Annotated in this window: 7 protein-coding genes; 4 read left to right on the top strand and 3 right to left on the bottom strand. The window is 72.2% G+C overall.

The genetic code is table 11. The features are described 5' to 3' along the window. Nucleotides 1-447: 447 nt before the first annotated feature. The 3 genes from IE269_RS38305 to IE269_RS38295 all read right to left on the bottom strand — a co-directional run bounded on the left by IE269_RS38305 (nucleotide 448) and on the right by IE269_RS38295 (nucleotide 9,052). Nucleotides 448-3,354, bottom strand: coding sequence for a helix-turn-helix transcriptional regulator (locus tag IE269_RS38305; protein ID WP_189827945.1), 2,907 nt, complete (start codon nucleotides 3,352-3,354; stop codon nucleotides 448-450). A gap of 4 nt (nucleotides 3,355-3,358) precedes the next feature. Continuing rightward, nucleotides 3,359-6,112 carry a helix-turn-helix transcriptional regulator gene (locus IE269_RS38300; RefSeq protein WP_189827944.1) on the bottom strand — a complete coding sequence of 918 codons (2,754 nt, stop codon included), beginning with the start codon at nucleotides 6,110-6,112 and terminating at the stop codon, nucleotides 3,359-3,361. A gap of 108 nt (nucleotides 6,113-6,220) precedes the next feature. Further along, nucleotides 6,221-9,052 (bottom strand): ATP-binding protein, encoded by a 2,832-nt coding sequence (locus IE269_RS38295; RefSeq protein ID WP_189827943.1) that lies wholly within the window; start codon nucleotides 9,050-9,052, stop codon nucleotides 6,221-6,223. Between the two features lie 335 nt (nucleotides 9,053-9,387). On the opposite strand from IE269_RS38295, the gene IE269_RS38290 reads away from it, so the two are divergent. From IE269_RS38290 to IE269_RS38275, 4 genes are read left to right on the top strand one after another with little or no spacing between them, the layout of a single operon-like run. Next, nucleotides 9,388-10,785, top strand: coding sequence for a glycosyltransferase (locus tag IE269_RS38290; RefSeq protein ID WP_189827942.1), 1,398 nt, complete (start codon nucleotides 9,388-9,390; stop codon nucleotides 10,783-10,785). 38 nt (nucleotides 10,786-10,823) lie between these two features. Then, nucleotides 10,824-11,882, top strand: a complete 1,059-nt coding sequence (locus IE269_RS38285) for a DegT/DnrJ/EryC1/StrS family aminotransferase (RefSeq protein ID WP_189827999.1) — start codon at nucleotides 10,824-10,826, stop codon at nucleotides 11,880-11,882. Between the two features lie 33 nt (nucleotides 11,883-11,915). Then, nucleotides 11,916-13,094 carry a cytochrome P450 gene (locus tag IE269_RS38280; protein ID WP_189827941.1) on the top strand — a complete coding sequence of 393 codons (1,179 nt, stop codon included), beginning with the start codon at nucleotides 11,916-11,918 and terminating at the stop codon, nucleotides 13,092-13,094. 36 nt (nucleotides 13,095-13,130) lie between these two features. Next, the gene (locus tag IE269_RS38275; RefSeq protein WP_189827940.1) at nucleotides 13,131-13,325 is read left to right on the top strand and encodes a ferredoxin; all 195 of its coding nucleotides are present in this window, start codon (nucleotides 13,131-13,133) and stop codon (nucleotides 13,323-13,325) included. Nucleotides 13,326-13,385 lie beyond the last annotated feature (60 nt).

Here is a 13,385-nt window from a genome sequence, read left to right as displayed (position 1 = left end):
GCGCCAGGCCCGTCCGGTCGGCGGGCTGGTCCTGCGCCACAGTCTGCGCCACATCTGTCGGCGCGAGTACGGAAATCGCCATGGAATATCTCTGTCCTTTCATGGCGTGAGATTTTGCGGAACGACTGGGTGAACTCCCCCTGATTTCATGCGGTCTCGAAATCGAGGAGGCCCGGAAGAGCTGAACTCTGTTGTGAACATTAAGTAGTTGACTTCGTGGCAGTCAACGCTCAACAACCTTCGTGGATCAACACTGTGGTCATCGGGTTCGATGGTTCGGTCCGGCCTGCGCACTTCGGTGGTTCGGTACGGTGCGGTCCCACTCCGCCACTGTTCAGAGGGCCGGGGAGATGACGCAAGCGCACCGAGGGCCGAAGGGGCGGTGCACCGAATCGAGTTTTGCGGAGACCGCACCGTTCCCCCGGTACCGAAGTGAGACCGCTCGGCTCAGGTGCGGGTGGAAATGGTCCCGGTGCCCGCCATGAGCGCCAGCAGTTGCCGACGCCCCGAAATCCCGAGTTTTCTATAGGAATTCGTCAGGTGTTTTTCCACCACCCGGCATCCGACGCCCAGTTCCGTGGCAATCGCCTGGTTCGTGAAACCACTGCCGGCCAATGCCGCCACCCTCGACTCGGTCGGTGTGAGCGACGGTTCGGGTTGTGGGTCGGCCGGGTCAGGCGTGCCGGACCGGTCCCGCTCGGTCTTCCAGGTCACCCCGCAGGCCATGGCCAGGGCCGCCGACTCGCACTGGAGGTCGCGCGCCTCGGCTCCCACGCGCAGCGCTCGGGACAACGCCCGCAGAGCTCTTGCCAGTTCCAGCTCGTTGGCCGATCCTCGCAGCACACGCACGGCGTCGCGCAGCAGGGCCGTACCCTCGCTGTCGCCCCGAAGGCTGCCGCGAAGCTGCTGCGCGCGGCCGATCGCGACCGGGGCGCCCAGAATCCGGGCCTGAGCGTATTCCTCCTCGGCGAGCGCGCGGGCGGACTCCAGATCGCCGCTGCGCTGCATGAGCCGGATCGCCCGGGGCCGCCACGGGAACAGCACGGGGTTTCGCCAGCCGACGGCCTCCAGCCGGCGGCCACAGGCGAGGACGGTGGCGAGCGAGCGGTCCAACTCTCCTCGGCGGAACATCATCTGAGCCTCTGTTAGGCGCAGCATGGTGGTGGAGAGCAGATCTTCCGTTGCCCGCCCTCTGCCGGCCCCGGCCCTCACCCGCTCCCCGAGGGCTGTGTCCCCGGTCTCCAGGGCGACCGCGGCCAGCACCGCGACGGCGCTCGCGGCACTGTCGCCGTGCTGAGCGTTCGCGGCTTTTCCGAAGGTCTGCTCCGCGTGCTCACGGGCGTGTGCCATCCGGCCCCGGGCCAGGAAGACCGTGGCCAGTTCGATCTGGGCCAGCGGGTCCCTCGCTTCGCCGGCTTCGCGCTGGTGCCGCTCGCGGGCCGCGAGCCAGTCGGCCAGTGCGTCCACCTGGTCGGCACCGGTGAACACCGCGGTCAGCAAGGGCAGTACGTGCGCGGACCCGGGACCGGTGGCCGGGACCCGTTCCAGGATGCGGGTGGCCTGCCGGGCGGCCTCGTGCGCGGGCAGCCGACCGCTGAGGGTGGCCGCGTACAGGAGTGCGGCGAGCGATTCACGCTCGGCGCCGGAGGCGACGGCCGGCTCCTCGCGCCGCTCGCGCAGTCGCCGTACCGCCCCCGCAAGTTCGGCGGGATCCTGCCGGGCGCTGTAGCGCAGCCGGGCCTCCAGCCGCAGGGCCAGCTCGCGTGCCGAGTCGTTCAGCCGGGCCGGGGGGCCGAGATCGGCGGCGGTCTGCCGGAGGATCTCCACGCCGGAGGGGCTCACCGCGCAGAGGAGGCCGGGCGAGATGCGCAGCGCGGCCGCGGCGCGGTCGTACGGCGAGTCGAGCAGGGCCACCGCCTGGGCGATGTGGCGTTCACAGGCGGCGCTGTCGTAGGCGTTCTCCGCCGTCGCCAGGTCGATCAGCAGGCGTGCGCGCTCCGCGCCCTGCTCGGGGCTGTCGAGCAGGGCACGCCGCAGGAAACGCGCGGCCTCCTGCGGGGCGCCGCGTCGAAGCGCCGCGTCCGCCGCGGTGCGCAGGACGGCGGCGGACCAGTCGTCACCCGGTGTCGCGGCCGCCATGAGCTGAGCGGCGACCTCTTCGGCGGGGTGTCCCGTCTCGTGCAGCAGCGCTGCCGCCCGAGCGTGCCAACTACCGCGTTCTGCAATGGACATGAAGGCTTCGGCCGCTTCTCCCACCACCGGGTGGATGAACTGCGCCACGCCTTCGGCCACGAGCAGGCCGAGCCGGTGCAGGACGCCCAGGGCGTCGAACTCGCCGATCTCGTCGAGTCCGGCCAGTCGCCCGGCGAGCCCGCACGACGACTCCCCACCCAGGATCGCCATCGCGGCGGACAGGTCGCGGACCGGCGGATCCTGGGCGCGCAGGCAGTCGGCGAGCCGTTCACGCAGAGGCGCGGGCCGCAGCGCCGTGACGGCCCCGGCGTGCGGGGCGGTGGGCCGCACCCCGGCGGCGTCGAGGGCCGGCAGCAGGGCGCGCAGGAACGCCGGGTTGCCACCGGACGCCCGGTGGCAAGCCCGTACGAACTCCTCGTCGCCGCTCTCGCCGAGCTGTTCGCGCACCAGTTGTCCGGTGGCCGCGTGCGACAGCGACGCCAGTCGCGTCACCTGCGTGGCCGCATCGGTCACCGCGCACACCTGCGGGTGGCGGGCGCGCGGGTCACCGTCTCGCAGGGTGCACACAAGCACCGCCCGCACGCCGTGCGGGCGGCCCGCGAGAGCGGACAGGAGTTCCAGCGACCGGGTGTCGGCCCATTGGACGTCGTCGACGAGGATCAGCAGGGGCCGCTCACGGCCGAGCCTGGTCAGCAGCGCGCACAGGTCCGTCAGGATCGCCTCGCGGAGCGCCGACGGGTCGTCCATGCGGGCGGGCAGCAGGTCTTCCGGCCGCGGTTCGCCACCGGTCGGCAGCGGGGTCCCCGCACCGGCCGCCAGGAGAGGGGCGGTCAGGGGGGAGGCCACCTCTCCGGCTGAACCGCCGGGGGCGTCCAGTACGCCGGACTCGTCCGGGGCATTGGTCCCGTCCGAGGAGTTGAGGGCCAGGCTGTCGAAGAGCTGGTGCAGCACGCCGAAGGCGAAGTCCTGTTCCATGACTGCCGCGGTGGCGCGCATGACGCGCACGTTCTGGACGTCGAGGCTCCGGGTGAGTTCCCGCAGCCAGCTGGATTTGCCGATGCCGAGGGGCCCGGTGCACAGCAGGAGCGAAGGCCTCCCGACGGCCGCCGCGTGCAGGGCGTCCTGCACCCACGCCGTCTCGGATGTACGTTCGAGAAGCATGGGCTCAGCGTCCTTCCATGTCGCGTACGAGCGCGTGGAGTTCTTCCCTGCCCGCGATCCGCAGGGTGCGGTAGACCCGGCTCAGCCGGAGCTCCACGGCACGCCGCGACAGGGAGAGCATTCCGGCGATCCGGGTGTTGCTGTGCCCGTGGGCGGCAAGCGTCGCCGTCCGGGCATCCGGTGGTGAAAGCTCGGCCCAGCCGACGGGCCGGGAGACGCCCGGCCCCTGTAGGGGCGCGAGTTCCGCGCCGAGAGCCCGGGCGCTCCTGGCCATCGGGCCTCGTGGGTAGGTGGCGGTGAGCGCCCTGAGTTCGGCCACGGCGGCGGCAGCGGCGTGCCGGTTCGTCCCCGCCCTGAGTTCCGCCGCGGCGAGATCGGCCAGCGCGCGTTGGTAGGCGGGGCCTGCCGGGCCGCGGCCGAGCAGGCCGGCCGCGTGCCGGGCACGAGCGGGACCGTCCTGGGCGGCCGTCGGCCCGGTGTTGAGCTCCGCCCATCCGACCGCTCCGGGCTCGCCCCACCCGCGTGCCAGCCGCAGTTCCTCCGCGGCCAGCCGGTGCGCCTCGGTTTCCCGTCCCGACGCGCGCAGGAGCCTCGCCGCGGTCGAACGCCAGGGGAGCAGCGCGGGATTGACGTGGTTGCGGTGCAGAAGCAGACGACCGCATTCACGCAACAGGTGCACGGCTTCGGTGCGGTCCTCGGCGGCGGCCACCATGGCCCGGGCGAAGAGCAGGTGCGGCCAGTGCGTGCTGTGGCGGACGGCTTCCCCGGCCGGCTCTGCGGCGAGTGTTCCGGCTGGTGCGGTGTCCCCGCGTTCCAGGTCGACGAGGATGCGCACGGCTCGCAGCTGTACGGTCACGGCGGCGGTCGTACTGGGCTGCGGCATCGCGCGCTCGGCGGCGCCGATGTCCTGCTCGGCAGCGGCGAGCAGGCCCCGGCGCAGGTTGAGCTCCGCCCGCGCGGCAAGGACCCGGGGGGCGGCGATCCGACGTCCGTCGGCCCGGACGCCGGTGAGCAGCGCGCTCAGTGCGGCGTCGGCCTCCTCGTAGTCACCGGTCAGGCACAGCGCCTCGCACGCCGCGAGGCGGGGCAGTACCAGGGTGTCGCGCACCGGCCGGGCCGTCGCGGCACGGGCGAGGTCCCGTGCCGTGGCGAGGCCCTCTCCGGCCAGGGCGAGCTGCCAGGCCCGGGGTCCGGCCTGAACGTCGCAGGACGGGCGGGCCGGCAGCGGCGGCATCCGGGGAACCACTCGTTCGGCACGTTCCCGGTCGGCCGGGTCGGCCGCCCAGAAGAGGGCGACGAGGGCCTGCTCCTCCTCAGGAGTCGCGGCGGCCGGAAGGGCCTCGGCCGCGGCCCGGCACATCCCGTCGGCGTCCCCCGCCGCGAGCCCGAGGTCCACCGCACGCAGCCGAACGGCGGAGCGGGCCCTCGCCCGGGTACGGGTGAGCGCGCCGATCCGGCGGATGCCCGCCTGCGGCACGGTGAGGAGTTCGGCGGCGGCCAGGTCGAGCATCGTCCGGGCGCGCATCTCCTCGTCGAGCGGTTCACGCAGGGCGCGGGCCAGGAGGGCCGCCGCGCGGACGTGGTCGCCCGCGCTCTGGGCCGCCACGCTGCCGCGGTGCAGCACGGGTGCCGCCCAGGGGGCGTCGAAGGGGCGTGAGTGCAGCAGGAGTCCGCCGACTTCCTGGTCGGTGGCGCCCGCGCGGCGGGCGAGACGGGCGGCGGCGGCGTGCAGGACCGCCCGTTCCGACGCCTCCATTCCCGCCAGGACTCGCAGGCCGGCCTCGACGCCGATACGAGGGACCGCCCCGGACGTACGGAGGAGGCCGGTGGCGTCCAGGACGGTGCGCAGCCGGGCTTCGGCGAGATGCCCGAGTCCCGCGAGCGCGCAGACGGCCGGGAAGTCGAGGACCCCGTCGGTGACGGCGAGGACGCGCAGCGCCGCGACCGTCTCGGACGGCAGTCCGCGCAGCACCCGGCCGATGTGGTCGTCCAGCACCGCCCGGCCGACGGCTTCGAGTTCGGCGGTGCGCCGGGCGACCGGGAGGTGCCCTCGCCGGGCGAACTGCCGCAGGGCCGTGAGGAGCACGGCCGGGATCGCCGCTGACGTACGCAGCGCGGCGGCGGTGAACTCCGGTTCGCCCTCGGCCCCGCAGACGGCGCGTACAGTGCGTGCGGCATCCCGCAGGGTCAGCGGCTCCAGCACGAGTTCGTGGGCGCCGTCGGGGTCGGGGAAACCGGGGGCCAGGCAGCGCCAGCCGGTGCCGGGTAAGGCGGTGTCGCTGCCACTGGCCAGCACGCCCACCGGGGCGTTGGCGGCGCGTCGTAACAGGGCCAGCAGCCACCGCAGGGAATCGGCGTCGGCCCATTGGGCATCCTCCAGAACCAGCAGGAGGGGGTGCCGGCGGGCGGCGCGCAGTACCGGAGCCGGTCCGGCGTGGACGGACACGCCGAGACCGGTGAGCAGTTGGGAGACCACCCCGTGGCGCGTCCCGGACTCGGAGTGCACCGCCCTGGCGCTGAGCACCCGCAGGCCCCGTGAAGGGGCGAGCCGCGCGGACCAGCGGGCCAGGGCGTCCTGACCGTGGCCGGGAGGTCCGGTGAGGGTGACAACGCAGGAGTGTCCTGCGGCGAGACCGTCGAGCAGGAGACCCAGGGTGTGCTGCTCACGGCCGTGGTGGGGCAACGGGCCGTCGGCGCTCCATGGTGTGGGATCCGGCGGAGCGGGGCGGCGGGGGTCCGGGAAGGCCGTGGGTGGCATGAGGGTGACCGGGTTCCGGGATCGGCGGTGCGTGGACGGTGCGGTCGGCGCGGACAGTTGTTGGCGCGGGGGCTGTGCGCAGGGACGCGGGTGGGTCGGGTGCCGGGATCAGCCGCCGCACACGGGAGCGCGGGCGCCCGAGGTGCGGAGGGTGGTGGCCAGAGCGGCCCGGCGCTGAACACCCAACTTGCGGTATGCACTGGTGAGATGGGTCTCGACCGTGCGCAGCGTGACGCACAGCGACTCGGCGACTTCCCGGTTGCTGGCACCGTCCAGGACGAGCCCGACGACCCTGCGTTCGGCTCCGGTGAGCAGGTCCTCGCGCGACCCGGTGAGCTCAGGCATGCGCCCGCCCGCGGCGATGAGCAGGCGGCGCGCGCCGAGGGCGAGGGGCACCGCCCCGCAGCTGTGGGCGAGGTCGGCGGCGGAACGCAGGTGCGGGCGTGCCTTCACCCGGTCTCCCTGGTCCAGCAGACGGCGGCCGAGAGCGAACCCGGCCCGGGCGTGGGCGGTACGGGCGGGCGAGGCGGCCAGTGCGTCGACGGCCTCCCCCAGCAGTCCGAGTCCGGCCCTGCCCGGGGTGATGACTCCGCGGGCGAGGGCGGCTGTGCCCAGGGCGTACGCGGTGCTCCAGCGCCGGGCGAGTTCGGCGCCGAACTCGGCGTGGGCGTGGGCGTCCTGCGGGCGGTTCATGGCGGCGAGCAGCAAGCACGCCTCGGCCCACCAAGGGGCGAACACCGGGTTGGCGAGGCCGGTTTCCCGCTGTGCCCGGCCGCAGGCGAGCAGGAGGCGCAGCGCTCCTTCCCGGTCGCCGAGGGCGCGGCGGACCCGGGCGCGGGCCATCAGGCGCAGGTGCTGCTCCACGACGGGCCCGGCCGACGCCTGCGGGTCGGTTTCCGTCAGGAGGTCTTCCGCACCGGCCGCCTCACCGCTGTCGATGAGGGCCGCCGCGAGCACCAGTCGGGGCAGCACCAGGCGCTGCGACGCCTCATCGGCCGCGGCCAGGGCCGCGCGGGCATCGGCGATCGCCTCGGGGATCGCCCCGGTGGCGTGCAGCACGAGGCCTCGGGCCGACAGTGCGAACGCGCCGGCCCAGCCCGCGTCCGGCCCGCCGGGCCCGGCCACCGCCCGGTTGAGGACGGTGAGTGCTTCGGCGCTCTCGTCGGCGAGGGCGAGCACCGTGCAGGCGGTGAGCACCGGCCAGGAGGCCCGGGGGCCGGGGGCGTCCACCGCCCGGCGGGCGTGGGTGGTCGCGGTGTCACGTGCGTTGTCGAAGAGCGCGGCGGTCAGGGCGCTGACGGCTTCCGTGTCCGCCTCCCCGCCGGCCGGACGGGGCCCGGGCGCGCGTTCTTCGCCGCCCGGCCCCGCGGTGGTTCTTCGTGCGGACGAACCTGCCAGGAGCAGAGCGGACTCCAGAGCCAGGGCCCGCTCCCGGAGGCCGGCTTCGGAGCGGAGTTCGGCCAGGACCCGTACGGGGCCGTGGCCGGGGGCGACGCTCTGCCCCGCGGCCAGGCAGACGGTGGTGTACCGCAGGGCCGCGTCGGCCCGCGTCCGGAGGTCGGGTGCCCGGTCGAGGGTGTCGCGCAGCAGTGCGAGGGCGGCGTCAGGGTCACTGTGGGCGACCAGGCCCGCCAACCTGAGCCGCAGGGCGTGGTCCTCGGGCCTGGCGTCGAGCACGCGGCGCAGGTAGCGCGCGGCATCGAGGGGGGCACCGCGGTCCTCGGCGGTGGCGGCGGCGTCCGCCAGCAGTGAGGTCATCCACGGGCGCGGGGCCCCGGGGATCGCCAGCAGGTGGCCTGCGACTTCCTCCGCCGGGCGGCCCGCGTCGCTGAGCAGCAGGGCCGCCCGGGCGCGGAGCCGGGCGCGCGCGGCGGCTCCCAGTGGTTCCAGCACCGCTGCGCGTACACCGCCGCCGGTGAAGGCGGTGCCACCGGGCGCGAGAACCTCCGCGCGGCAGAGCACGGATATCGCGTCCTCGACCTGGACGGCGGACACGCCGGCCAACGAAGCGACGTGGTCGGGCAGGTCGTGGCCGAGGATCGCCAGGGCCGTGGCGACGGACTCCACCCAGCCGGCTTCCCTCTTGAAGAGGGACTTGACCGAGCTCGCGATCAGGCGACCGCCCAATTCGGCCACGTCCCGGGCGCCGTCGCGGTCGGGCCGTACCCCAGCGCTGCGCAGTTCCGCCATGAGCCGGACCGCGTTGCCGGGGTTGCCGCCGCAGACGTCGGCGAGCCGGGCCGCGAAGGACGGCACGACCGGACAGCCGTAGGTACGAAGGGCCAGCTCACCCACCGCGGCGGGACTCAGCGGTCCCAGGGGCACAGTGGTGCACGAGGGGTGGGCGGCGAACCTCGCCCACGGGGCGTTGTCGGCGGTCGGGGCCTCGGTGCTGCGGGCCAGGATCAGCAGCAGGCGCAGCCCGTCCGCCCTGCGCAACAGGAAGTCGAGCCAGCGCAGGGTGTACGCGTCGCAGAGGTGGGCGTCGTCCAGTACGAGAACGAGGGGGTGACGCTCCGCGAGGTGGACGGTGAGGCTGAACAGCCCCTGGAGCACCGGGTAGTCGGCGTCATGGGCGAAGGGCGGGCGGTCCGTCCCGGGCATCAGCGCGGGCAGCGCCCGGCGGGCGCTCCCCCGCAGCAACGGGTGCCCGGGGGCGCTCTCACCCACCAGGCCGAGCGGCCTCAGCAGGGCGCGGACGCCTTCGTACGGGACGGTGGCGGTGTCCTCCGCGCACGTTCCGCGAAGCGCCGTCATGCCCCGTGGTCCGCGGGGGGTTCCGTCACTGTGGCCGTCGAGGAACGCGTCGAGGAGGCTGCTCTTCCCGATACCGGGCGGCCCGGTGAGGACCACTATTCCGGAGTGACCCGCGCGAGCCGTCGCGGCCCGTGCCGAGAGCGCGCCGATTTCCGCGTCGCGGCCGAATACGGCTCCACTCAAGCCTGCCGGGCTCGATTGGTCAGACAAAGACGCCCCCTACATGGAACGGAAAGGGTCGAACCCCCATCAGACCCAATTTCCGCAGGAATCAAAACGATCATCCTGTGGCAGCGTACCGGAGTCAACCGGACCGATCTGCTCGGAATCCAGCCAAGAACAAGAAAGCTAACGCCGCCTTGACGGAACCAAACGACCCGTCGAACAACCCCCTGCGCCCCCGCCCCGGCACCCGGCCGCCCCTCCCGGACCCACCGAGTCTAAGGAATTCCCGGTACGGCCCGTGAGACCAAGTAGGGGTGCAGCCAACCCCACCGGACGACGCCCCCAGGAGCGCGATGAGCCTCGCCCAGAACACCGCGCAGCGCCCCGTCCTCTTCGTCAGCCTGCCGGAGAGCGGACTGGTGAACCCGCTGCTGGTGCTTGCGGCCGAGCTCGCGCGGCGGGGCGTGCCCGATCTCCGGTTCGCCACCGACGAGCCCCGGCGGGCCGATGTGGAGCGCCTGACGGCGGGCTCGGGCGTCGAGTTCGCGTCGCTGGGCGAGGTCTTCTCCGAGCTGTCGGCGGTCAGCTGGCCGGACGAGGTGTACCGCGAGGTGACCCAGGCGTCGCGCTTCAAGGCGCACCGCGCGGTGGTCCGCCAGTCCTACCGCCCCGACCTCCAGGCCGAGAAATTCAAGCGCCTGAATTCTCTGGTGGAAAAGGCCAAACCGGCCCTCATGGTGATCGACTGCGTCGCCTCCTTCGGTGTCGACGTGGCACTTACCCACGGCATTCCCTTCGTGCTCAGCGTCCCCTTCCTGCCGACCAACGTCCTCACCTCTCTCAACCCGTTCGGGCCGTCCGGGACTCCCCGTGACTTCCCCGTTCCGCATTCCGGTCTTCCCTATCCGATGAATTTTTCCCAGCGCGTGCGCAATGAGCTTTTCAAATACCGCACCCTCGGCATGTTCTTCCACCCGACCATGGGGAAAGTGCTGTCCGAGGACGCGCGCCTGCGCAAGGAGTTCGGCCTGCCCAGGCCCAGTCCGATGACCCGGGTCGAGCGGGCGGAGCTGATCCTGTGCAATTCCGTCGCCGAGCTGGACTACCCGTTCACCGTGCCGGACCGGATGGAACTGGTCGGGGCCATGGTGCCGCCGCTGCCGGAAGCACCGCCCGGCCAGGACGCCGACGGGCTCGCCAACTGGCTCGACGCCCAGTCCTCGGTGGTCTACATGGGCTTCGGGACCATCACACGGCTCACCCGGGAGCACGTGGCCTCGCTGGTCGAGGTGGCCCGCCGCCTCCAGGACCGCCATCAGGTGCTGTGGCGGCTGCCCGCCGAGCAGCAGCACCTGCTGCCGGCCGCCGGCACCCTGCCCGCCAACCTGCGGATCGAGAGCTGGCTGCCCTCCCAGCTCGACGTGCTCGCGCACCCGAACGTCCGGGTGTTCTTCACCCACGGCGGCGGCAACGGCTTCAACGAAGGCATGTACTTCGGCAAGCCGATGGTGATCCGCCCGCTCTGGGTCGACTGCTACGACCAGGCGGTGCGCGGCCAGGACCTCGGGCTGAGCCTGACCCTCGACCGGCCGCGGGACGTCGACCCGGACGACATCGTCGACAAGCTGACCCGGGTCCTCGGCGAACCGGGATTCCGCGAACGCGCCGAACGGATCGGCGAACTCCAGCACGCGGCCGGCGGACGCGAGCGCGCGGCCGACCTCCTCCTCAAGCTGCCCGCCCTGTCGTGAACAGCCCCCTTGCCCTGCCCACTCCGACCGAGGACGACATGTCCATCAAGTACCCCGTTTCCCGGCCCAGTCTCAAGGGTCAGGAACTCGCCTACGTCACTGAAACGATCACTGACGGCTGGATATCCTCCCAAGGGCCTTATGTCCGGCGCTTCGAGGAGGCATTCGCCTCGTACAACCAAATCGCGCACGGCGTCGCCTGTTCCTCCGGAACCACGGCCCTGACCCTGGCACTGCGCGCGCTCGGCATCGGCCCCGGCGATGAAGTGATCGTTCCTGAATTCACCATGGTGGCCTCGGCCTGGGCCGTGAGCCACACCGGCGCGACCCCGGTGTTCGTCGATTGCGCCGACGATCTCAACATCGACCCGTCGAAAATCGAGGAGAAGATCACTTCCCGTACCAAGGCAGTCATGCCCGTTCATGTCTACGGCCGCCGCTGCGCCATGGACGCGATCATGAATATCGCCCACGACTACAACCTGCGCGTGGTCGAGGATTCCGCCGAGGCGCACGGCGTGCCCCCGGTCGGCGACGTCGCCTGCTACTCGCTCTTCGCAAACAAGATCATTACCTCGGGCGAGGGCGGCATCTGCCTCACCAACGATTCCCGGCTGGCCGAACAGATGGCCCACCTGCGCGCGATGGCGTTCACCGAGGACCACAGCTTCCTGCACAAGAAGCTGGCCTACAACTTCCGCATGACCGCCATGCAGGGCGCCGTGGCACTCGCCCAGGTGGAACAGCTCGACGACTTCCTCGCCCTGCGCCGTGAGATCGAACGCCGTTACGACGAGGGCCTCAAGGGCATTCCCGGCATCACCGTGATGCCTCCGCGTGACGTCCTGTGGATGTACGACCTACGGGCCGAACGCCGGGACGAACTGCGCTCCTTCCTCACCGCCGAGGGCATCGAGACCAGGGTCTTCTTCAAGCCGATGAGCCGTCAGCCCGGGTACCACGACCCCGTCTGGCCGTACCTGAACGCCAGCCGGTTCAGCGAAGACGGGCTCTACCTGCCCACGTACACCGAACTGACCGCCGCGGACCAGGAATACGTGACCGGGAAGATCCGCGCCTTCTACGACGCGGCCTGAACCCGCGCACCTCTACGACGGAGAACGAGGGCCATGACCGGCACCGAACCGAAGACCGTACCCTTCCCGCTGCGCGTCCCGGGCGAACCCTTCCCCCCGCCCCGCTACGAGGAGTACCGCCGCCGCGAGGGGCTGGTGCCGACCCAGTTGCCCAACGGCAACCGGGTCTGGCTGGTGACCCGGCACACGGAGGTACGCGCCGTGCTGACCAGCAAGAAAATCAGCGCGAACCCCGACCGCGAGGGCTTCCCGCACATCAGCGACACCATGGGCGTGCCCCGCCAGGAGCAGATTCCCGGCTGGTTCGTCGGACTCGACTCACCCGAGCACGACCGGTTCCGCAAGGCTCTGATCCCGGAGTTCACCGTGCGCCGGGTGCGCGCGATGCGGCCGGCGATCGAGCGGACCGTGGACGAGCTGATCGACACGATGCTGGCCGCCGGCAACTCGGCGGACCTGGTCGCGGACTTCGCCCTGCCGGTGCCCTCCCTGGTGATCTCCACCCTGCTCGGCATCCCGCCCGTGGACCGGGACTTCTTCGAGTCGCGCACCCGCACCCTGGTCTCCATCCGCACCTCCACCGAGCAGCAGCGCGACACCGCCGCCAAGGAACTGCTGCGCTACATCAACCGGCTCGTCGGCATCAAGGCGCAGTGGCCGGGCGACGACCTGATCACCAGGCTCCTGGCCACCGGCAGCATCAGCGTCCAGGAGATGACCGGGGTGCTGATGCTGCTGCTCATCGCCGGCCACGAGACGACCGCGAACAACATCGCCCTCGGAGTGGTGACCCTGCTCCTCAATCCGCAGTGGGTCGGGGACCAGCGGGCCGTGGAGGAGACGCTGCGCTTCCATTCGGTCGCCGACCTGGTCTCCCTGCGCGTCGCGGTCGAGGACGTCGAGATCGGCGGCCACCTGATCAGGGCGGGCGAGGGGGTCATCCCGCTGGCCGCGGCCGCCAATCACGACGAGTCCGCGTTCGCCTGTCCGCACGCCTTCGACCCCGCCCGCACCGAGCGCCATCACGTGGCCTTCGGTTACGGCGTGCACCAGTGCCTCGGCCAGAACCTCGTCCGGACCGAGATGGAGATCGTCTACCGACGGCTGTTCGAGCGGATTCCGACCCTCGAACTCGCGGTACCGGTGGAGGAACTCCCCCTCAAGTACGACGGCGTGCTGTACGGGCTGCACGAACTTCCCGTCCGCTGGTAGCCGTTGCCCGCCTCCTGCCCTCCCGAAAGAGAACCGATGCGTATCACCGTGGACTCCGACCGCTGCGTCGGCGCCGGACAGTGCGTGCTGTCCGCCCCCGACGTGTTCGACCAGGACGAGGACGGGCTGGTGGTCGTCCTGGACCCCCGTCCGGCCCCGGGGGAACACGACGTCGTGCAGCAGGCGGGCGACCTGTGTCCCGCCCACGCCATCACCGTCAACGAGGACTGACCTTGACGGGCGGCCCCGCGACCGCCCGGACCCGTACCGCCGTTTCCCAGAAAGGACCGC

The organism is Streptomyces spiroverticillatus (assembly GCA_014650415.1).
GTDB lineage: Bacteria > Actinomycetota > Actinomycetes > Streptomycetales > Streptomycetaceae > Streptomyces > Streptomyces spiroverticillatus.
The sequence above is the reverse complement of the archived record's forward strand: the minus strand, read 5'-3'. Positions and strand labels throughout refer to the sequence as shown.